A 22,090-nucleotide genomic window follows, 5' to 3' on the forward strand; every position below is an offset into this window, starting at 1 on the left:
CAAAGAGGTAGGTTTGGGAGGGGATCGTAAAAAATAGGCAAAAAAAAAGGACCTTTTGTCCCGAAAATTGCTGCTATTCACTGATTCTTTGATGTTCGAAAAGTTCTCTGCTTCTTCTGTAACCAAAAAGACCAACTAAGCCCAGGATCAGAACCTTCATCCACAATTCATAAAATTCCTTGCTCTTTCCGAGTCTTAAGACGGTTTGATATAACTGCGGGGCTAGGCTCTCAATCGCTTTCATTTTATCTTGCATTGTTCTGTAAGGACCCGTGATTTCCTGATATTTGTCACATAACAATTTGTTTTTAGCCTGAATGAGCCGGTCTGTACTGGGTTTTCGCGTTCTTGGCTGGACGGTATGCGGCTTAGCAAAAGTGAAAGATACGTTATTTCCGGAAAAATAAAATTCCTGGTCATTGTATCCGGCATCTCTTAAACCGTTTAGAAAAGCGTCCCGCATTGCTGTATTCGGAAAAGCAAGATCAATATCCATCGTTAATTCCGAAGGATCAGAAAATTCGCCTAATTTAAAACCTGTAAGCCACCAGTGTTTTTCTGATCGGGTAAAGAGCACGCTTCCATTCTTCCTTAACACAAAGGACATCGGCAGCAATTCATCGTTGTCAGCAGATTTATAAAACATTCCGCTAAAAATTCCCGGAAGCGTAAAATGAAATGCTCCGGTATAAATCCCGATTTCTCCGCCGGTTACCAGATCGTACTGACCTTTCCAGAAGCCAATCATCCATTTCTTGCCGTCATATTCAAAATAAACCGGTTCACAATCAATAATCATACCCGTCGGGGCTGATACCTCATCATAAATTCGGCAATACCCGGCATTTCTTTGCCATGGATTTAAAGTCGCGTAAAAAATATCCTGTCCTGGATCATACCGATAACCGGCATTTTCAATCACCTGATCCAAATCGGGGTCACCGGTACCTTGAGCGGGAACCGCAAGACGTTCCATAATTTCAGGATTGGAGATTCCGGTTTGAATAGGATAGCGAATGAAAGCGTTGGATTTGTGAAATAACATTGGATTCGCCCCTTAACAGATTTAATTTTTAGAATATTTGACAATAATATTTTATGTAAAAAGGACAAACTCTGGAACAGGTTTGTCCGTGACAAATAAAATTTTTAAAATGAATAAATTTTTAGGATTCAATGCTTAAACGTTGTAATCTGACTGTATTGGCTCTTAAAAAGAGGATAATAATCAGAGCTGTCATCAATACTTCCATCCAGACTTCCAGGGAAGGGGTGCGTTTGCCAATTTTTTTCACTTTCTTGTACATTCCGGGATCTTGTTTTTCCAACAATTTGAGCCGTTCCTGGACGGTACCCTCAGAGCCGGTTATTTCCTGATATTTTTCACATAAGAATTTATTTTTGCGCTGGATCAACTGATCAGTCAATCGTGTGCGGGTCCAGGGCTGGGCCGTCTTGGGGATATCGAACGTGAAGCTTACGCTGTTATCCTCTACGGCTAATTCGTGCTCGTTGTAGCCGGCTTTACGCATTCCTGCAAGAAAAGCATTCCTCATATTAACGTCTTTCAACGTGAGGCAGATATCCATCGTCAGCTCATTCGGCTCAGCAAATTCTCCGAGTTTGAAACCGGTCAGCCACCAATGTTTTGCTTTTCTGGAGAAAAGTTTTTTTCCATTCTTCTTGATGGTATACGACATGTCCAGAAGCTCCTTATCGTTGACGGACTGGTAAACAAGACCGTTTGACTTATACAGGCCGATTTCACCGCCGTTGACCAAATCATACTGACCTTTCCAAAGGCCAACCATCCACTTTTCGTTGAGGTAATCAAAGGTTATGGGTTCACAGTCGATGATCATGCCAAGCGGTGCGGCAGCCTCATCAAAAAGCCGGCAGTAACCGATATACCTTTGCCAGGGCTTCATATTCGAGATAAAAATATCCTGTCGCGCATCATAGGAATAACCGGCAATTTCAATGATTTCATCAAGATCTTCGTTACCGGTACCAACGGAGACAGACCCGGTATGAGATTTATTTTCTTCTGTTGCAAGTGCTGAATCAGCTTCAGTCTTTGTTCTAGTTTCAGTCTCAGTCTCTATTGATGTCGCCGCTGATGTCCCAGTATCGGTTATTGATTTATCCCAGGTTGATTGCTGCATACTTTGATAATAAGAGTATGAGGCATTTCTGTTAAATAATAACATCTTCCTTCCTCCTTAATAGAATACCAATATATGGATATAATATGTAAAAATACCCAGTATGCAAATACTGGGTATTGATAAATTGAGATTAATGACTCGGTCTGCTCTGTCCCTGCATACCCTGACCCTGAATGCTTTGCCCATACTGAGAAGGAGAAGGCTGCTGGCTTTGGCCCTGCTGGCTGACCATATTTTGACTCTGCTGGCTCATCTGAAATAACTGGCCCTGAGTCTGATCAATAAGTTGCCCCATCTGTTCCAGTACTTGGTGAGCCTGGATCTGCTGATTGGCCTGTGTCAAAGCGGTCATCGCCGTTTGGATAGCTTGTCGTAGCTGTTGATCTGCCTGCTGTTTCTGCTGCTGGGTCTGGTTACGGAAGCCCTGAATTTGCTGCTGCAGCTGATTGGCTGCCTGCTGGCTTTGCTGAATGATTTCGTTCTGATTTACTGTACTACCCTGAGAAGAAAAGTTACTGAATGATACTTGTTTCAACTGATTCATGGTGTTTTCCATTGCGGATAACTGGCTTCTTAGATCGCCGATTTCCTCACTAACTTCCATGTCTTTTTTGGCAGAAGCTAAGATGGTCTTGTTTTTTTCATCCATTTATCTTTACCTCCATAAGCAATTATGACCTAACTTATTTTTGTCAAATAACAAAAATATTATTAAGTTAAATTTTTCTGCAAAAATTTTTCGGCAAAATAATACCGATCATTAGTGCTTATGGACAATAATTACTTTGAATACGTTTACGTTGATCTGCATTACTCCGGCTGACGTTCTTGTGTATCGATTCCCTCAAACTGCATGTTGTAATACCGGGCATAGATCCCGTCAAGATTAACCAACTGGCGGTGAGTGCCTCTTTCTTGAACGCCCTCATCTGTAATGACAATGATTTCGTCAGCATTTTTAATGGTACTCAGACGATGGGCAATAATAATCGTCGTCCGGTTATGCGATAGCTTGGACAGAGACTCCTGAATATAGCGTTCACTTTCATTATCCAGTGCCGAAGTCGCTTCATCCAGGATTAATATCGGCGGGTTCTTCAAAAATACCCTTGCTATCGAAAGTCGCTGTTTTTGTCCTCCCGAAAGCCGGACGCCCCGTTCACCGACGAACGTGTCATAACCAAGTCCCAAAGACATGATGAATTCATGAATGTTGGCACTGCGGGCAGCCTCGATGATTTCCTGGTCGGAGGCATTCGCTTTGCCGTAGGCAATATTCTCCTTGATCGTACCGCTGAACATATAGACATCCTGCTGCACAATCCCAATTGCATTTCTTAAGGAATCCAGCGTGACATCCCGGATGTCGTTACCGTCAATCGTAATGGTTCCTTCGGTAACGTCATAGAAACGGGGGAGTAGGGAGCACAATGTTGTCTTTCCGCCGCCAGAGGGACCCACCAGAGCAACTTTCCTTCCGGTAGGAATCCGGACGCTGACATTTTGGAGGACATCATCATCGAGGTTGTATCGGAAAGAAACATTGGAAAATTCTATTTCACCTTTGACATTTTCCAGAGGCAGGGCGTTTGGTTTTTCAATAATATCAGGTTTTGTCTCCATAATTTCCTCAAAGCGTTTAAACCCGGCAAAACCCTTTTGAAACTGTTCGGTAAAATTAATCAGTACTTCCAATGGTTGAACAAAGATATTGATGTAAAGCAGGTAAATGACAAGTTCCGTAAGCGTTAGTGATCCACCGGCAATGGACAGGCCGCCGGAGATAATGACGACAATATAAAGCAGCCCGGAAAAGAAGGAATTCCAGGCAAAATAACCTCCCATCATTTTATAGCTGCTGGCTTTGGATGCCAGAAAGTCCTGATTGCTTTTCCGGAATTTCATTTTTTCTGCTTCTTCGTTGGCAAAGGACTTGACCACCCGGATTCCAGCCAGACTATCCTGAAGGCTTGTGTTGACTTTGGCAATTTTGACCCGGTTATCCAAGAAGACCGCTTTCATCTTGAGATTACGCTGAATACTGAAAATCACCATGATTGCTGTGACAGCGAGCAGGATAAGAGTCATTGGCACATTCAGCAGCATCAGCAAAACAAATGACCCGATGATTTTCAGGAAGGAAATAAAGATATTCTCCGGTCCGTGATGCGCCAGTTCGGAAATGTCAAAAAGGTCGTTAACGAGTCTGGACATCAGCTCACCGGTATTGTTCTGGTCGTAGTAAGAGAAAGAAAGCCTTTGAAACTGCGTGAATAAATCCCTGCGCATGTCGGCTTCCATCCGGGCTCCCATGATATGGCCCCAGCAAGTGATAAAATACTGGCAAAAGTAGCGGATTATGTAGAGTGTCAGCAATGCTGCGCCGAAAAAGCCGATGCTGTGCAGGATCACCTCTCTGCCTTGAGTAAAAACATTTTTGTTTAAGTGATTTAGGATTTGAGGGAAGGACAGATCGACGACGGAGACAATCACTGCACAAAGCATATCCGTATAAAACAACAGGCGGTAAGGCTTATAATAACGAACAAAACGGTTCAGGATATTCATGCTGCAGAGCCACACTTTCTAAAAATAAAGCCTGCAAATACTTGCAGGAATCCTACTCTTTTCTCGGAACAGTATAGCATATTTCATTAAAATTAAAAAATCAGGTGGATAAATCCCATTCTATGGAAACAATGAAATTAATATTTCTGTCAGAAATCAAAGGGGAAATGTGCTTTCTATAGAATATTTATGCAAAGTCATTAATAGATGCGCACGAAAAAATAGACAATCATAATGATTTCGGCACCGATCTTGACAGCAGTACCGCCAAGGACACCGAGCAGTGTACCTAAACCAATTTGGATTGTCTTCTTTAATTCCGTACCACGGATCAGTTCGGCTGCAATCGCCCCCAAAAACGGACCGAGAATGATACCAAGCGGTCCAAGAACGATCAAACCCAGAATGGTGCCGATCACTGCGCCCCAGGCTGCCTGCTTGCTTCCGCCGAAGCGTTTCGTTCCGATAGCCGAGGCAAAATAATCCACAAAGAACAGCAGGATTACGACCAGGGCCTGCAGGATGAAAAAGTAGGCATTTAATGTTGCGAAGCCTGTCATGAAGCCATAGACCAGCATGCCTGCATAGATCAAAATGACGCCGGGCAAAACGGGAAGAACAGTTCCAACAATACCCGCAATAAAGAGAACAACCGCAATGATTAAAGCAATCATATCCATTCTTTCTTCCCTCCATTTTCAGATAGGATCATTCATATGTTCTATGATAATAACCAATGAATTTGCTGCTTACCCGTATAAATATACTGGATTGGAAAGAAAAATTCAATTTTTTAATGCAAACAGCTCGGTTATGACAGAGAGTGTCAATCTGGCAATGCCGGTTACGATCAGCTGAGATTAGGAAGAGATTCGCAAATAAAAATGATGCTAAAAGTAAACTATTAGCATCATCGTGTTCGTTTTGATAACTCTTGCCAGCAAAGTTGTTAATATCTGCGGGCACCAAGATAACTGGACGAATGCGCGCTTAGATTGGATACGACAACGCCGGTTGAATAATTAAAGGCGTGCACATATTGTCCTCCGCCAATATAAATACCGACGTGTGAGGCGCCCCGGGCATAGGTCGAGAAAAAGACAAGGTCTCCCGGCTGCAGCTCATCCCTGCCAACCGGGGTACCGGAAGCATACTGCGCGAAAGAGGAATGGGGAAGGGAGACACCGGCCGCAGCGTATACATAGCGGGTAAATCCGGAACAGTCAAACCCGCCGGGGCTTATTCCGCCATAAACATACGGGCATCCGACATAGCCCAGTGCATAATCAACGACATTTGAATAGCTATTGGATCTGGAAGCAACCAGGATCGGCTTGGCAGTCGGGCCTTCGGCAATCACTTCAGTCACAGCGTCCTGGAGAATCGTTTCCTTGACAACCTGCTTTTCCGAATACTTGCCGTTACTCTGGACATAAGAATAGGTTACGGACTTCGATCCGTCACTGCCTGCCGTAATCACTTCTTTTTTACCAAAGCCGAGCTTATAATCCTTCTTGGTGATGGTATCATATTGGATTTTCTGCGTTTCCGTATATTTTCCCTGACAGATGACCGTAAGGGAGTTATGGTCAATCAGAGATTTCAAAACCTGTTCAGGTGATTGAATTTGAGAAAGCCCGGCCGTTGTTTTGGAGGATATGACGTCTTCGGCGATCTTAACGGAAGTCACGACATTATCTTTCGTTGGTTTCACGTAATACGCCTGAAATTCTTTTAAGACCTGATCAATATCTTCCGCGTCCGGCAAAACGGCAATCACAGTACCATTAATGGCGAACTGATAGGCATCGTAGGGTTGATTAATTTTTTCTTCAACATTGTTTGGCCGCAGCGCAGAACGAAGATAATCGGCATTGCTGACGGTGATATTGGTATAGGCCATCTCGTAAGGTTTTTCTTTGGCTGCAGACGCCATAAGTGTATCTGCGGTATTCTGGTTAAAGACGAGTCCAAGTTGTTTCCCGTTGACTGAGACAGCGATGGCATTCATTGGAGCGGCAAGGTAACAGGCAAACGACCCGATTAATATCATAGTAATAAATAAACCACCGAGCAGGCGCGGTGATTTCCATGATATTTTTTTAAGGCAGGCCAAGATAACGCAAATGATCTGCTTAAAATGCATCAAATTTTCACCTTTCTTTGCTTACGAGGTTAGTTGACGGATTCGGACCAAAGGTATAGGCCCTACGCAAAATGCGATTCACCCCAGAAAAAGAAGTTCCCCCGCTCCAGGCTGGCCTGGATTCAGCTCTTTATTTAGTTCATATTATAATACGCAATTTTGTAATATTTCGACACATAATTTAAATATCCTGCCTCGGAACGAAAATTTTATAACGCTGTGCAAAGCTACAACGCCCAAGAGATATAAAGGAAGGACGCCTCAATTTATATTTGAAGCGCCCTTCATAGGCTGTGTTTAGATACATTCCCTTATCACGAAGTCTGTTAGGAATGCTGATTCTATAGATCCACTTTTGGCAGCGTAGCAAAGCCTTTTTCCAGATCAGCATCGGTCGGAATATAGTCTGTCATTGTGCCGGCGTTATAGCTCATATAAGCAGCCATATCAAAATATCCGGTGCCAGTCAGGCCAAACAGGATGGTCTTCTTTTGACCAGTTTCTTTGCACTTGAGCGCTTCATCCATTGCAACCCGCAAAGCATGTGCGGATTCCGGAGCAGGCAGGATGCCTTCACAGCGCGCAAAGGCTGTAGCTGCTTCAAATACCTTGGACTGTTCAACTGCCCGGGCTGTCATATAGCGGTCATTGTACAGTTTGGAAACAATTCCGCTCATACCGTGATACCTGAGGCCTCCGGCATGGTTCGGAGAGGGAATGAACCCTGATCCGAGCGTATACATTTTGATCAGGGGCGTCGTTTTTCCTGTATCTCCAAAATCAAACGCATATTTACCGCGGGTCAGAGAAGGGCAGGAGGCCGGTTCAACACCAATAAACTCGATATTGTTTTTGCCGCGGATCTTGTCACCCATGAAGGGTGCAACCAGACCGCCAAAGTTTGACCCACCGCCGACACAGCCGATGATCATTTCAGGCTCAATGCCGTACTTGTCACAGGCAAGCTTGGTTTCTTCACCGATCACGGACTGGTGCAGCAGGACATGGTCGAGTACGCTGCCAAGTACATAACGGCAGTTTTCGGTTTTGACAGATGTTTCAATCGCTTCCGAAATCGCGCAGCCAAGAGAACCGCCTGTGCCGGGGTTTTCAGCCAGAATCTTCCGGCCGATTTCCGTCGTGTCGGAAGGAGATGGAACGACTTTTCCACCATAGGTTTCAATGACGGCTTTCCGGTAAGGCTTCTGTTCTGCAGACACCTTCACCATATAGACCGTTAATGGAATATTATAAAACGCACAGGCCATCGATAAGGCCGTACCCCATTGTCCTGCACCGGTTTCCGTTGTCAGGGAAGATAGACCCTGTTTTTTGGCATAATAAACCTGGGCAGCTGCAGAGTTTAATTTGTGGGAACCTGAAGTATTCGTGCCTTCAAATTTGAAATAGATTTCTGCTGGTGTATCCAGCAGCTTTTCGAGATTATAGGCTCTCACGAGCGGGGAAGGACGGTACATCCTGTAGTATTCACGAACTTCCTCAGGAATTTCGATATATTCGTCCGTGTTGTTCAGTTCCTGTTCAATCAGTTCGTCACAGAAGATCGGCCGCAGATCATCTGCGGTGCAGGGCTTCATCGTGCCCGGATGAATAAAGGGCGGCGGGAGCTCTTTCATAACAGCTTTTACATTATACCAGTACTTGGGCATCTCTTCTTCAGGTAAATAGATTTTGTAAGGTATGCTTGTCATGGTCTTCATTCCTTTCCAGATTATTATTAACTATCTTTTGATTAATCTTCGTTGAATAAACGAAAATCTATTAAAAAAAAGCCTTGTCCAAACTATCGGACAAAGACTTTGATCTCTGCGGTACCACCCAACTTGCGTTTACACGCCGCTTAAAACGTATGACGGACATACGCTCCATTCATAACGGGCGGAGTTCCCGGCCTGCATACGCTTACATCAATCATTCTTTGTAATCTCTGCACGGCCCTCATGAGTCCATTCACATCAGTGCTGTTACCGCTTTTCCACCGACTGCGGCTCTCTTGAAACAGCAAACATCATGTTACTACTCTCATTCTGCGGTTTAACAGTATCAAATATTGCTTAAATCTTAGCTTGAAATTAACTTTTTGTCAAGAAAATGTAAAACTTCAAAGTCAGGGAATTGCACCATTTTGAAAAAACGCAAAGTATGGTAAACTCTAGAGAAGTACGCGATACATTGTCTAACGGAGGAATTGGCTGTGGCACTTATGATAAACGAACTTGACCGGAGACTGAATCACTTATGCGACCTCATGGATCAGACCTATCCTGAATGGGATGCTATCCTTATACTTGGTAAAGTGAATCAGTATTATTTTACAGGAACAATGCAGGACGGCATGCTTGTAATTCAAAAAGACCGGACCCGGCACTATTTTGTGCGCCGTAGTTATGATCGCGCCAAAGCTGAATCGCCTCTGACAACGATCTATCCGATGGAAAGTTACCGTGATGCGGCCGGGATGATCGGACCTGGGCTAGGGAATACGTATCTTGAAACAGAGATTGTGCCGCTCGCCATGCTGCAGCGGCTGAAGAAGTACTTCACGATGACAAGTATTCATTCAGTAGACAAGCTGGTGCTGTCGGTCAGAGCGGTCAAATCGCCGTACGAGCTGGAATGGGTGGAACAAGCAGGAAAAAACCATTGTAAGCTGCTGCATGAACTTGTTCCGCCGCTGCTCAGGGAAGGTATGAGCGAGGCCAATTTTGTAGCGGAACTTTATGCCGCCATGATTAAGATTGGGCATCATGGTGTTAGCCGTTTTTCCATGTTTCAGACGGAAATGGTTGCCGGACAGATTGGTTTTGGCGAAAGCTCTCTTTACCCAACCAGCTTTGACGGCCCCGGTGGGGCCTATGGTATGTGTCCTGCCGTTCCTTTGTTAGGCAGCCGGGAAAGAAAGCTAAAAAAAGGGGATTTGGTTTTTGTCGATGTCGGTTTTGGCTGCAATGGCTATCATTCCGATAAAACCCAGGTCTATATTTTTGGAGCCAAGCCTGATGCCGATGTTGTGAAGGCGCATCGCGCCTGTATGGAAATTGAGCAGCGTCTGGCAGAAAAACTGATTCCAGGGGCGATACCGTCGGAAATCTATCAATCGGTAATGAGCACGCTCAGTGAAGACTTCAGACGGAACTTTATGGGGTATGGGGAACGGCAAGTTAAGTTTCTCGGGCACGGCGTTGGACTCCATGTCGATGAACTGCCTGTGATTACGAATGGTTTTCTAGCGGAACTCACTGAGAATATGGTCATCGCGCTCGAACCGAAAAAGGGTCTGCCCAACATTGGCATGGTGGGCGTGGAAGACACCTATGTGGTAAGTGCTGCCGGCGGCAGATGTCTCACGGGCGGAGGAACGGACATTATCGAGGTATAAATAAGAAGCAAGGATGTAAAATATGGAGAAATTACTTCAGGGCCTTATTCAATTTAAAGAAACGGATTTCCAGGAGCACAGGCAGCTTTTTGAAGAATTAGGGAATTCTCAAAGCCCGCATACGTTATTCATTGGCTGTTCGGACTCGAGACTGGTACCCAATTTAATCACCGGAACTTTACCCGGAGAACTGTTTGTTATCCGGAATATCGCCAACATTGTACCGCCTTACCGTAATATAGAAGAGTATTTGGCCACGACTTCTGCAATTGAATATGCCGTCAATATTCTTGGCATTCAGCATATCGTAGTCTGCGGCCATTCCAATTGCGGAGGGTGCAAATCGCTATATGCCTCGGAGAAAGAAATGCAATCGATTCCGCACACCCGAAAATGGCTGGAATTGGCAGGGAATGTTAAAGAAAAGATTACAGCAATGAATATTCCAGAATCGGAAATGGCGAAAAGGGAATGGATGACTGAACAAATCAACATTGTGGAGCAGCTCAAACATTTGTTATCATATCCGTTTATCAAGGAAAGAGTCCTGAATCAGACGCTGACAATCGAAGGCTGGTACTATATTATTGAAACGGGTGAGGTCTTCCGCTACAATCGGCATAATAGTGAATTTGAACTTGTGAATTAACTGCGAATCAAGACTTGGATATCGTTTGATCCAGGGAGTCAAAGATCGTATGATTTCCTGGATTTTAGTATAAAAATGACCGATAGTAGTACAATCTTCTAAATAAAGATATAATAGGAAATACTAAGAGCTGATATCAGATATATGAAATAAAGAGGAAATTTGGATGATTGAATATGGCAAAATGCAGGAACTAAAAGTCGTGAAAACATCTCAAAATTGGTATATCCTGAATGCAAAGAACGATACGCAAAATAGTGTATTATTACCGATAAGCCTGGCTCCAAAGGATATCAGAATAGGTGATAAAATCGAAGTATTTGTGTATAAGGATACGAAAGAAAGGATCATGGCCTCCATAAAAAAACCAAGGCTGGTACTTGGTGAAACGGCTGCTTTAACTGTCGTCGATACGACAGAATTTGGCGCTTTTTTAGACTGGGGTTTGGAGAAAGACTTATTGCTGCCGCTTAAAGAGCAAGTCAGTGAGGTCAAAAAAGGCGGAGCCTACCTGGTGGGATTAGCGCTCAATAACAGCCATCAATTATATGCCACAATGAAAATATATGATTTGCTCAAAATAAACTCTCCTTATAAAGAAAATGACAATGCCCATGGCACTGTCTATAACTTTAATCCTGAGTTTGGTGCGTTTGTCGCCGTGGATAATCAATATCACGGGATGATTCCAAATAAGGAATTGTGTGGCAGCATCGCGATCGGTGATAAGGTCGACATCCGAATCAAGAAGGTAAGACAGGATGGCAAGCTGGAATTAAGTTTAAGACAAGAGATCGCGCAGCAAATAGAGACGGATGCCCGGGTCATTTTAGAGAAGTTAAAAGCAAACGGCGGTGTGCTTAAGCTCAATGACAACAGTTCTCCTGAAAAAATCAAGTCGGAACTGCAAATGAGCAAATCCGCTTTCAAGCGGGCGTTAGGCAGGCTGCTCAAAGAAGGCGCAGTCCAAATCACGGACGATGCGATCCGGCTAATGTGGTAGATGAGGCAGGCAGATTTTCTATTTGCCAGTCAATTGGCTTCTTGCCAATCGAGACCAAAAATTGATTGGCTTTGGAAAACGGTCTGCTGCCGAAGAAACCGGCATGGGCAGACAGCGGACTGGGATGAACAGATTTGATGATACAATGCCTGGATGGATTGAGAATGCTCAGCTTAGACTGGGCATTTTTTCCCCAGAGGATAAAAACAACAGGGTCTTCCCGCTCATTTAAGAGCGCGATGATTTTATCGGTAAACTTGGACCAGCCTATGCTACTGTGGGAATTGGCCTGGCCGGACCGGACGGTCAGCGAAGCATTGAGCAGCAAGACGCCCTGGTCGGCCCATTTCTTTAAATAACCGTTGTTTGGAATATAACATCCCAAATCATCGTGCAGTTCCTTAAAGATATTCATCAGGGACGGCGGGGCCTGGACACCAGGCTGGACAGAAAAGCTTAAACCATGGGCTTGTTGAGGGCCATGATAGGGATCCTGGCCCAGAATGACCACTTTTACATCCTGATACGCCGTATAATGCAAGGCATTGTAGATGTCGAATTTATCCGGGAAGACGATCCGGGATCGGTATTCATCGATTAGAAATCTCCGAAGCTTCTGATAATATTCTTTATCGAATTCGGCATGAAGCAAATCATGCCAGTCATTTTTAAGAATCTGCATTCCTATCACCTCGCTACTTATTATAACATTTTTCTCTCGCAAAATTAATTTACAAAAGCTGGAGGCTAATCCGGGCAAACCAAGGTACCGTTGTTGTTATGGGATTTACGAATCGATCTACTAGATTAGGACTTTAATCTTCCTATCAAATGTGGGATACTAATAAATATGTGAATTTGTGCGAAAAGGCAGGAAAAAGAGAGCGTCATGGAATACAACTATGCAAAAAGAATCAGTCATTTAAAAGCCTCAGAAATCAGGGAAATACTAAAAGTCACGGAAAATCCGGAAATCATCTCCTTTGCAGGCGGACTCCCGGCACCGGAGCTGTTTCCACTCGACGAAATCAAGGAAGTCAGCAGGATCGTGCTGGAAGAAGAAGGGACGGAGGCTTTACAGTATACGACCACTGAAGGCTATCTTCCTTTGCGGAAATGGATTGCAGCACGCATGAATAACCGGCTGGGCACCAAATTTGAGCCGGATAATATCCTTTTGACCCACGGTTCACAACAGGCCCTGGATCTTTCCGGAAAGGTCTTTCTTGATGAAGGAGATGTCGTGCTGTGCGAAAGTCCGACGTATCTTGCTGCTATCAGTGCGTTCAAAGCTTATGGCTGCGAATTCAAAGAAGTGCCGACGGATGAGGATGGCATGATCCCTGCGGAACTGGACAGGATACTGGACAGTACGCCCAACGTCAAACTCATTTATGTGATTCCTGACTTTCAGAACCCGACAGGCAGAACCTGGACACTGCCCCGCAGGGAATACCTGGTTAAGGCAGCTATGAAACACCAGGTCATGATCATTGAAGATAATCCTTATGGTGAATTGCGTTTTGAGGATGAACCGCTTCCGTCCCTGCAGGCTTTTGACCACGAGGGCTGTGTTTTAAGCCTCGGAACGTTCTCCAAAATATTCTGCCCGGGTTACCGGATCGGCTGGGTTGCCGGTGATCAGAAGGTTGTTGAAAAATATGTCCTTGTAAAACAGGGAACGGATTTGCAGTGCAACACCCTGGCCCAGAGAGAAATTGCCAAATACCTTGAATTATATAATATCGATGAACATATTGAAAAAATTCGCAAAGTCTATAAAAGACGCCGCAATCTGACGATAAAATTGATGGAGGATCATTTCCCCGAGGGAGTCACCTTTACCAGACCCAAAGGAGGGCTCTTTGCCTGGATTGAGCTTCCGACGGATATCAATGCCAGGGATGTGCTGATCAAAAGCCTGGAACAGAACGTCGCGTTTGTACCCGGCGGTTCATTCTTCCCGAACGGCGGCAGGGAAAATACTTTCCGGATCAATTTTTCGAATATGCCTGACGATAAAATTGAAGAAGGACTGCAAAGCCTTGCCGGTGTCCTGCGCGAATTTGTCTGATGTGGATTTCATTCATTCTGAGGATTCACTTCTAATTTTTCTTTTAGTCTGCCGGTGCTAATGATTTTTGCTTTCACATTAATTTCAACTTGAGCGTTCACAAAAGCTTCCCGCCATTCCGATCCCAAAGCATGAAATGTTTTGGGATCTTTGTGATGCAGCTTTTCGGAGAAACCCAAAAAATCAGCCTTGTAGGTTTTGGCCTGGTTAACTGTTGCGGTGGCTACTTTTTTTAGTTTCTCACTAATGACAGGTTCTAATTGCTCAATATCTTCTTTAGTTAGCCTTAAACTGTTATTTTCATCGATTTCTCCTTTCGTCTGAATTGTAACATGATAAGATATTTCTTCGTTGGAGACAACTGGTTTTACTTTATACGTTGAACTGCTTAGAAAATAGTTAAACATGGTTCCGTCCTTCTGAACGGGGATGGAAATCGGGCCTTTGTTAATTTTTTGCGTCAGCAGCAGAAAACCAAGGGTTTGTTCCTGATCAAGCCAGCCCACCAAATGGCCAGCCTGAAAAACACCCAGGCCTTCAATAATGCTTCCTTCAGTTTTGGGATTATCTCCGGATTCTTTGTTATCCGATTCCAAGGGTATAATCTTAATTTGTGGTAAAACGGCATCACGGTCATTGCTTGTCAGCCAGGATACAAACTTATAGAAATACATACCATAAGATTTGCCGATGTTTGTGGCTTTTAAATCGATAAACTGGGATACCTCCGCAGAAAACAACTGGTTCATCGTGCCTCTCGTCTTAAGTATTTCCTTGGCTTCACCTTTGGCCACTAAAAAGATATCGCGTGGCCGGGTCTGCGGGAAGCGGGCACGATGTTCGACCATCTCAGGTGCCTTTTTTTTGGCGGCCTCTTCCCCAATAATCATGCCTGTAGCGTAACCATAAAAAGGGACGGTTGACAATTTTGCGGAATAATTTCTAATTGCATCCTGCATTGTTGGTCCCTGACCGGTAACAAGCTGTTCTGCATTGCCGCTCAAACTGGACTTCTTTCCTTCATCTTGTCCCTGACTGCCTTGCGGCTTCAGGATCAGCGTGGCCGCAGTCCAAACATCCTGACCGTTAATTTGGGTATAATCATAGCTGCTTAGCGTGACAAAAGCTAGCGTTTCAACCTCCTTGCTGCTCCAGCATCCTGAACATAATAATACAAGTAAGAGCAAAACGCTGAAGGTCCCTATGTATCTAAAACGGAGTTTTTTCAGTAGTTTTTTCAATGGTACGCCCCACTTTTTTCTTTTTGATGACAGTCAGCAGCAACAGCAGACCAGGGATCAGCAGCTCAAACGTTAAACCAATAAATGGCCATATATTCTTAAGAAAATGGCCGACATCAACAGGACTCTCAAATAATAAGTTTGGCAGAATAATATTTAGTAGAGCAAGCCCCAGGAGAACATACTTCTTGCTTTGGAGAGAAAACATCCGGACTAAGGTCATTGTCTCCAGGTAATACATGACGGCTACTTTGACGACGATACCGGATACCCAGATAAATATAACAAGGAATTCAAGCCTTTGAATTGTAATGAATTTGATATATTTAGCTAAATATAGAAAAGCAAAGTACATATCACCCGTATATTCCGGCCCAAAAACAGTAAGGGTGGCAACAGTAATGAAAGTCAGCAGGATACCGGCAGCGATAATTCCGAAAATGCCATTTTTTAAAATATCCTCTGCCTGGTTTACTTTTGGAAATAAAAATACGAGTATAACAATCTGGCCAAACCAGGCTATAGGAACAAGGGAAGCATCCACAACGGACAGGACGCCCTTATCCAGAAAAGGCTGCAGATTGCTCAGATCCATATCTCTGACGGCTAACGCCAGCAAGATCGCCAGAGACAGTATAAACAAAGGCAGAATAAACTGGTTGACCCGCACAATCACTTCGATTCCTTTAACAACCGCATAGGCAGCCACAATCATCAAACCCGTTTGAAAAACATAAGGCGGAGTTTCGGGCATAAGGTTCATATTCAAAAAATCAGTAAATTCTCTTAATACCGTAATACTTATGATCAAAAAGAATAATACATAGCAGAAAGTCAGGACCTTCCCGAGGGTTTTGCCGAGCAGGATTTCGGCATATTCGGGCAGCGTCAGCTTCGGAAACCGCTTTCCCAGATAATAAATCAGCATGAGGTTAACGATCCCGACAGCAAGCGCAATCAGGACGGAAAGCCAGGCTGATTCTGCGGCTTTTTCCGCTGTTATGCCGGGGATTAACAGGAGCGCAGTGGATATGACAATCATAAACATCAAAGAAGCAAGTTGGACACCGGATATCTTTTCTGAATTTATGACCTTTTCCTCCTATCCATTGGTTTCGACGGACCCTGGTTGTCTTTCTGCCGGATAGGATCCACCGTACGGAACGACTTTGGCCGTTTGGACATAGCCCACCATGGAGCCCTGACTAGGATATCCTTGATTTCGCCAAGGCTTAAAGGAGCAAACGGAATCAAATAGGGGACACCGAAAGAACGTAGGCTGCAGAGATGGATCAGGATGATCATCAGGCCGAACATGATACCGACTCCTCCCAGAATGCTGGCCAGTAAAATCAACATAAACCGCAGTATCCTGAGCGCATAGCCGGCATCATAATTTGGAATCGAAAAAGACGCGATTGCCGTGGTCGCTACGACAATAACGGAGATTGGGGAGACCAGGCCTGCATTGACAGCTGCCTGGCCGATAACTAGACCGCCGACAGTGCTGATAGCCTGACCGATAGTTTTCGGCAGCCGGATACCGGCTTCCCGCAAAAGTTCAAATGTAAACTCGATGACAAGGATCTCCAAAGCAATTGGCAACGGTAAACCCTGCCTCGTTCCTGCCACAGAACTGACGAGATGCGTCGGCAACAATTCCTGGTGAAAAGAGAAAACGGCAACGGTGACTGACGGCAGCAACAAGGCCAAATTTAAGGCAATCAAGCGCAGAATCCTTGTAAACGTCGCAAATACTGAACCGTGATAATAATCCTCGGCTGCCTGCAGCATGGTTACAAATGTCGCCGGAATGAGCAGTGGCATCGGAGAATTATCTACCAGAATCGCGATTCTGCCTTCCAACAGCGAAGCAGTGACCTTATCAGGCCTTTCCGTGTATTGTACCAGCGGAAACAGGGAATATTGCTCATCCATAATCAGTTCTTCGATGTAACTGCCTTCCAGGATACTGTCCGTTTTGATTCTGCCAATCCGCTGCTTCACTTCCTGCAGCAGTTGTTCATTCACGATCCCCTGAATATAGCAGATTGCAATTTTTGTATGGGTCAGCTCACCAACTTCTAAAGTTTCCAGCTTAAGTCTGCTGGTTTTTAAACGTCTTCTGATGAGGCTCATGTTTGTATCAATGGACTCAATGAACCCATCCTTTGGCCCGCGCACACCTGGTTCGGTATCAGACTCAACAATGGACCTATTTTCGCCGCCTCGTACCCCGGCAGCCAGGGCTGAAGACGAACCGTCGATGATCAGAACCGCATTGCCTGCAAACACTTTTCGTTCGACTTCATCCAGATTAGAAACCATGCTGGTTTCGGTAAGATTCAGCAGGCTGTCCTGAATGATCTGCAGCAGGTTTGCGTTGCCGCCCTTTGTCAATTGCTGCAGTTTGCGCGTCTCTTCCAACAGGGTTTTCAGTATAGAATCACTGATCACTTGATTATCCGTGATAGTTGTGGCATAGATAATGAAAGCCCTTACCGGTTCTTCCAAATTAATTTGAAATGGATGGAACTGGACATCCGAACAATTGGCAAAAAGCTGCTGCAGTTTTTTTATGTTATCCTCATAATTTCTGGACAACGGCTGTTTTTTGGGAGGCTCAGGGGCAGCGGTGGGTTCAGGTGCTTTATTTGTCCAGCTTTTTAAGGTTCTTGTCAGTCGATTGATAAACATCTTTTGTTGGCCTCATCCTATCTAAAAAGGTATAGAGTATTATTTCCCAATTAAGGAAAATTTATGAACACCTCTAAAAGGAATTTTATTCATTCGGAGGATTCACTTCTAGTTTTTCTTTCAGTCTGCCGGTGCTAATGATTTTTGCTTTCACATTAATTTCTACTTGAGAGTTTACAAAAGCTTCCCGCCATCCCGATCCCAAAGCATGAAATGTTTTGGGATCTTTTTGATGCAGCTTTTCGGAGAACCCCAAAAAATCAGCCTTGTAGGTTTTGGCCTGGTTAACTGTTGCAGTGGCTATTTTTTTTACTTTTTCACTAGCAACAGATTCTAATTGTTCAATATCTTCTTTAGTTAGCCTTAAACTGTTATTTTCATCAATTTCTCCTTTCGTCTGAATTGTAACGTGGTAAGATATCTCTCCGTTGGTAACGACTGGTTTTATTTTATACGTTGAACTGCTTAGAAAATAGTTAAACATGGTTCCGTCCTTCTGAACGGGGATGGAAATCGGGCCTTTGTTTATTTTTTGCGTCAGCAGCAGAAAACCAAGCGTTTGTTCCTCATCAAGCCAGCCCACCAAATGGCCAGACTGAAAAACACCCAGGCCTTCGATAATGCTTCCTTCAGTTTTGGGATTAGCTTCGGATTCTTTGTTATCCGATTCCAAGGGCATAATCTTAATTTGTGGTAAAACGGCATCACGGTCAGTGCTTGTCAGCCAGGATACAAACTTATAGAAATACATACCGTAAGATTTGCCGGTGTTTGTGGCTTTTAAATCGATAAACTGGGATGTCTCCTCAGAAAACAACTGGTTCATTGTGCCTCCCGTCTTAAGTATTTCCTTGGCTTCACCTTTGGCCACCAAAATAATATCGCGTGGCCTGGTCTGCGGGAAGCGGGCATAATGTTCGATAATTTCAGGTGCCTTTTCTTTGGCAGCCTCCTCCCCAAGAATAAAGCCTGTAGCGTAACCATAAAAAGGGACAGTTGATAATTTTGCGGAATAATTTCTAATTGCAGCCTGCATTGTTGGTCCCTGACCGGTGATAAGCTGTTCCGTATTGACTTTCGGACCTGACTCTTTTCCTTGATTCTGTCCCTGACTGCCTTGTGTTCCCAGGACTAGCGTGGCCGCAGTCCAAACATCCTGACCGTTGATTTGGGTATAATCAAAGCTGCTTAGCGTGACAAATGCTAGCGTTTCGACTTCCTTGCTGCTCCAGCATCCTGAACATAATAATAAAAGTGAGAGCAAAACGCTGAGGGTCCCTATGTATTTAAAACGGAGTTTTTTCAGTAGTTTATTCAGTGGTAACGCCTCACTTTTTTCTTCTTGATGAACGTTATAAGTCTATTATTTTCCGGCGCAAGATACTTTATGAACTTTTCTAAAGTGCTTGACAAGTTATTGGGTCAATCCTATAATTTATTGAGGCTACCTAACGTTAGGTAGGCATTTTGTTTTTTGGAGGAACACGACGGTGGAAACGAAGCAAAAGCTGATGGACTCGGCTTTCAGACTGTTTGCAGACAAAGGGACAGAGTTTTCCCTAACCGAAGTTGCCAGTGAAGTTGGCATCCAAAAAGCATCAATCTATGCCCACTTTTCCAGTAAAGAAGATTTATTGTATGCGGTCATCAATCGGGAAATTAACCAGTACTTTCTCGAGATCAACGAGCATTGTGATGATCTGAAAAGCATGTTCGTTATGATTTTCGATTACTATGACAAGTCGCTGACCAAACTGTATTTCTGGAAGAGGCTGTTGCTTTTTCCACCTAAAGCTTTCGCTGAAACGCTGATTGCAAAAATCCACTGCTTATCAGAAGAGCGGTTCCAGATGGTTAAAGATATTATTCAAACCAATATGGATAAAGGGGTCATCCGGTGCCAAGACCCCGAATCCGTGGCAATATCCTATACGGCCATGACGCACGGGCTGCTGTCAAGCATCCTCATTTATCAACCTGAAGATGTGACTGTCCATTTTGAGGAGATTTGGGAGAATTTCTGGCGGGGGATCTGTTCAAATGGTTAAACGTTGATTTCATATATGGAGGACGAATGTTTCATGGAGCTTTTACTGCATCATTTATATCTAGTCTCAATATTTGGCTATCTGCTCGGAGCTGTTATTTCCCTTGGATATCTCTTCGTCAAAAAACAAAATACCGGCAATGTAATTGTCAATGCGCTATGTATCTTGGCTTCCGCAGCCGCAGCGGCAGCTTCAGTCGGAAAGATTTTCTCGGGCGTTGGAACGCTGAACATTTTTTCGCTACAATCCGCGATTCCGTTCATTACCCTAAATATCAGTATTGACAATCTTTCTGCTTTCTTTGTGCTGGCACTGTCGATCCTGGTCTTTTGTGTTTCGATCTACTCGATCGGCTATATTTCCCATTACAACGGGAAAAGGAACATCGGCCTGTTTAACTTTCTATATGTAATGTTTATTATTTCAATGTTTTTTGTACTAACCTCGGCCAATGCCGTATTTTTCTATATCTCCTGGGAAGCAATGTCTTTGCTGTCTTATTTCCTGGTGGTATTTGAATCGGAAAAAGAAGAAAATCAGCAAGCCGGAACGTTATATATTGTAATGACCCATCTGGCAACGGCTTGTCTTTTAATTGGATTTATGATCATGTATCACTACACACATTCTTTCGACCTGACGATAGCTCAAAATGGCGCAGCGATCCCTGAAATGGCCAGAAACATTGCCTTCATCTTATTTTTGGTTGGCTTTGGCACAAAAGCAGGCGTTATCCCGCTGCATATCTGGCTGCCTTACGCTCACCCGGCTGCCCCGAGCAATGTCTCGGCTCTGATGTCGGGAATCATGATCAAGACGGCCATCTACGGACTGATCCGTTTTGTGCTTTGCTATTTAGGGGTGCAGAATACCTGGTGGGGAATTGTCATTCTTGTTCTGGGCATGCTGTCAGCTGTACTTGGGGTTGCCTATGCTTTGATGGAACATAATATTAAAAGACTGCTGGCCTTTCATAGCGTAGAAAATATCGGGATTATCCTGATTGGCTTAGGGGTCTCGTATATCGCCTTTGCCCAAAACCATTTGCTCATCGGCGGCCTGGCCTTAACAGCAGCGCTGCTGCATACGTTCAACCATACTCTGTTTAAAGGGGGGCTGTTTCTCGGAGCCGGAGCAATTCAATATGCTGTACATACCAAAGATATCGAAAAACTTGGCGGGCTTCTGAAAAAGATGCCCGTTACCGGTTTCATGATCCTATGCTTTTCTTTGGCCATATCGGCCATTGTACCGTTTAATGGCTTTATCAGTGAATGGCTGACATATCAGTCCTTATTTGCCAATATACTGCCCGGACAGTTCGGCTTAAACTTCTTTTCGGCGGTCGCCGTGGCAGCGCTGGCTTTGACCGGAGCTTTGGCTGCAGCCTGTTTTGTGAAGCTGTTCGGGATATCCTTTCTAGGCCTTCCGCGAAGCGAACAAGCGGCGAATGCGCAGGAAGTTCCCAAAACCATGAATATCGGGATGGGCCTTCTTGCGTTGATCTGTCTCGGGATCGGACTTTTTCCGTTAACGATCTTAAAGCTCTTGGATCCGGTCGTTGGCAGTCTCGGCGGCGGCTCAGTCTTCAGTCAGCTTCAGGGAGGCTTTATGCTGGTTTATTATCCGCTGACGGTTTCCCCGGGCATTATATCTCCGATGGCCCTGGTCCTGGCTTTGGCCGGAATCATCCTGTTTACGCTTCTGGTCATCCGGATCGTTGGCGGTAAATATATCGAACAAAAATACGGAACGTGGGACTGCGGCTTTGAAGCGCTGAATGCACGCATGCAGTACAGCGCGACCGGTTTTTCCAAACCGATCAAGATTGTTTTCAGGATCCTGTTCAGACCAACCAGGAAAATTACGACAGAGGGAGACTCCTTCTATTATCCGGAGTCAATCGAATATGCGACGACGGTCGCCTCGATATTTGAAGATTACCTCTATCATCCTGTCATCAAAAGACTTCAAAAGTTTTCCCAAAGAACAAAGTATAAAATTCAAACCGGCAGCATCCATAGTTATTTGATCTATATATTTGCGGCAGTTCTCTTACTGATGCTCTATAACCGTTTGGCTTAAACAATTTGACT

18 protein-coding genes and 1 riboswitch are annotated in these 22,090 nt (G+C 44.4%); of the genes, 6 read left to right on the forward strand and 12 right to left on the reverse strand.

Features of this window, described 5'->3' with window-relative positions; genetic code table 11:
- Positions 1–73: 73 nt before the first annotated feature.
- The 7 genes from A7D23_RS06495 to A7D23_RS06530 all read right to left on the reverse strand — a co-directional run bounded on the left by A7D23_RS06495 (position 74) and on the right by A7D23_RS06530 (position 8,594).
- The gene (locus A7D23_RS06495) at positions 74–1,045 is read right to left on the reverse strand and encodes a DUF4474 domain-containing protein (protein ID WP_019226081.1); all 972 of its coding nucleotides are present in this window, start codon (positions 1,043–1,045) and stop codon (positions 74–76) included.
- 121 nt (positions 1,046–1,166) lie between these two features.
- Entirely contained in the window at positions 1,167–2,210 is a 1,044-nt protein-coding gene (locus tag A7D23_RS06500) for a DUF4474 domain-containing protein (protein ID WP_019226082.1), read from the reverse strand.
- A gap of 88 nt (positions 2,211–2,298) precedes the next feature.
- Positions 2,299–2,817 carry a hypothetical protein gene (locus A7D23_RS06505; protein WP_019226083.1) on the reverse strand — a complete coding sequence of 173 codons (519 nt, stop codon included), beginning with the start codon at positions 2,815–2,817 and terminating at the stop codon, positions 2,299–2,301.
- 161 nt (positions 2,818–2,978) lie between these two features.
- Positions 2,979–4,736 carry an ABC transporter ATP-binding protein gene (locus A7D23_RS06510; protein WP_019226084.1) on the reverse strand — a complete coding sequence of 586 codons (1,758 nt, stop codon included), beginning with the start codon at positions 4,734–4,736 and terminating at the stop codon, positions 2,979–2,981.
- Between the two features lie 200 nt (positions 4,737–4,936).
- Positions 4,937–5,416 carry a DUF456 domain-containing protein gene (locus A7D23_RS06515; protein WP_019226085.1) on the reverse strand — a complete coding sequence of 160 codons (480 nt, stop codon included), beginning with the start codon at positions 5,414–5,416 and terminating at the stop codon, positions 4,937–4,939.
- A gap of 269 nt (positions 5,417–5,685) precedes the next feature.
- Positions 5,686–6,882, reverse strand: a complete 1,197-nt coding sequence (locus A7D23_RS06525; protein ID WP_019226087.1) for an NlpC/P60 family protein — start codon at positions 6,880–6,882, stop codon at positions 5,686–5,688.
- A 3-nt stretch (positions 6,883–6,885) separates the two neighbouring features.
- Positions 6,886–7,020: riboswitch (cyclic di-AMP (ydaO/yuaA leader) on the reverse strand.
- 203 nt (positions 7,021–7,223) lie between these two features.
- On the reverse strand, positions 7,224–8,594 hold the full coding sequence (locus A7D23_RS06530; protein WP_025205736.1) for a TrpB-like pyridoxal phosphate-dependent enzyme: 1,371 nt from the start codon (positions 8,592–8,594) through the stop codon (positions 7,224–7,226).
- Positions 8,595–9,097: 503 nt separating this feature from the next.
- Here A7D23_RS06530 and A7D23_RS06535 point away from each other — a divergent pair.
- From A7D23_RS06535 to A7D23_RS06545, 3 genes are all read left to right on the forward strand, one after another.
- Positions 9,098–10,282 (forward strand): Xaa-Pro peptidase family protein, encoded by a 1,185-nt coding sequence (locus A7D23_RS06535; protein ID WP_019226089.1) that lies wholly within the window; start codon positions 9,098–9,100, stop codon positions 10,280–10,282.
- A 22-nt stretch (positions 10,283–10,304) separates the two neighbouring features.
- Positions 10,305–10,931, forward strand: coding sequence for a carbonic anhydrase (locus A7D23_RS06540; RefSeq protein WP_019226090.1), 627 nt, complete (start codon positions 10,305–10,307; stop codon positions 10,929–10,931).
- 166 nt (positions 10,932–11,097) lie between these two features.
- Positions 11,098–11,934: a S1-like domain-containing RNA-binding protein gene (locus tag A7D23_RS06545; protein WP_019226091.1), complete on the forward strand. Its 837-nt coding sequence runs from the start codon at positions 11,098–11,100 to the stop codon at positions 11,932–11,934.
- Here A7D23_RS06545 and A7D23_RS06550 read toward each other — a convergent pair.
- Positions 11,903–12,616: a uracil-DNA glycosylase gene (locus A7D23_RS06550; protein WP_019226092.1), complete on the reverse strand. Its 714-nt coding sequence runs from the start codon at positions 12,614–12,616 to the stop codon at positions 11,903–11,905. The two genes, A7D23_RS06545 and A7D23_RS06550, sit on opposite strands and share 32 nt — an antisense overlap.
- Before the next feature lie 207 nt (positions 12,617–12,823).
- Between A7D23_RS06550 and A7D23_RS06555 the strand changes: the two genes are divergently transcribed.
- On the forward strand, positions 12,824–14,008 hold the full coding sequence (locus A7D23_RS06555) for a PLP-dependent aminotransferase family protein (protein WP_019226093.1): 1,185 nt from the start codon (positions 12,824–12,826) through the stop codon (positions 14,006–14,008).
- Positions 14,009–14,016: 8 nt separating this feature from the next.
- Here A7D23_RS06555 and A7D23_RS06560 read toward each other — a convergent pair whose 3' ends face one another.
- The 4 genes from A7D23_RS06560 to A7D23_RS06575 form a co-directional block, all read right to left on the reverse strand.
- A complete protein-coding gene (locus tag A7D23_RS06560; protein WP_019226094.1) occupies positions 14,017–15,249 on the reverse strand; it encodes a Ger(x)C family spore germination protein in 1,233 nt (410 codons plus the stop codon).
- Positions 15,218–16,339, reverse strand: a complete 1,122-nt coding sequence (locus A7D23_RS06565) for an endospore germination permease (RefSeq protein WP_348980998.1) — start codon at positions 16,337–16,339, stop codon at positions 15,218–15,220. The genes A7D23_RS06560 and A7D23_RS06565 overlap by 32 nt, the downstream gene beginning before the upstream one ends.
- Positions 16,336–17,946, reverse strand: a complete 1,611-nt coding sequence (locus A7D23_RS06570) for a spore germination protein (RefSeq protein ID WP_019226096.1) — start codon at positions 17,944–17,946, stop codon at positions 16,336–16,338. The genes A7D23_RS06565 and A7D23_RS06570 overlap by 4 nt, the downstream gene beginning before the upstream one ends.
- Positions 17,947–18,031: 85 nt before the next feature.
- Positions 18,032–19,210: a Ger(x)C family spore germination protein gene (locus A7D23_RS06575; protein ID WP_019226097.1), complete on the reverse strand. Its 1,179-nt coding sequence runs from the start codon at positions 19,208–19,210 to the stop codon at positions 18,032–18,034.
- A 226-nt stretch (positions 19,211–19,436) separates the two neighbouring features.
- On the opposite strand from A7D23_RS06575, the gene A7D23_RS06580 reads away from it, so the two are divergent.
- On the forward strand, positions 19,437–19,994 hold the full coding sequence (locus A7D23_RS06580) for a TetR/AcrR family transcriptional regulator (protein ID WP_019226098.1): 558 nt from the start codon (positions 19,437–19,439) through the stop codon (positions 19,992–19,994).
- Between the two features lie 33 nt (positions 19,995–20,027).
- The gene (locus tag A7D23_RS06585; RefSeq protein WP_019226099.1) at positions 20,028–22,079 is read left to right on the forward strand and encodes a proton-conducting transporter membrane subunit; all 2,052 of its coding nucleotides are present in this window, start codon (positions 20,028–20,030) and stop codon (positions 22,077–22,079) included.
- Positions 22,080–22,090 lie beyond the last annotated feature (11 nt).

It is taken from the genome of Dehalobacter sp. TeCB1 (assembly GCF_001707455.1).
Lineage (GTDB): Bacteria > Bacillota > Desulfitobacteriia > Desulfitobacteriales > Syntrophobotulaceae > Dehalobacter > Dehalobacter restrictus.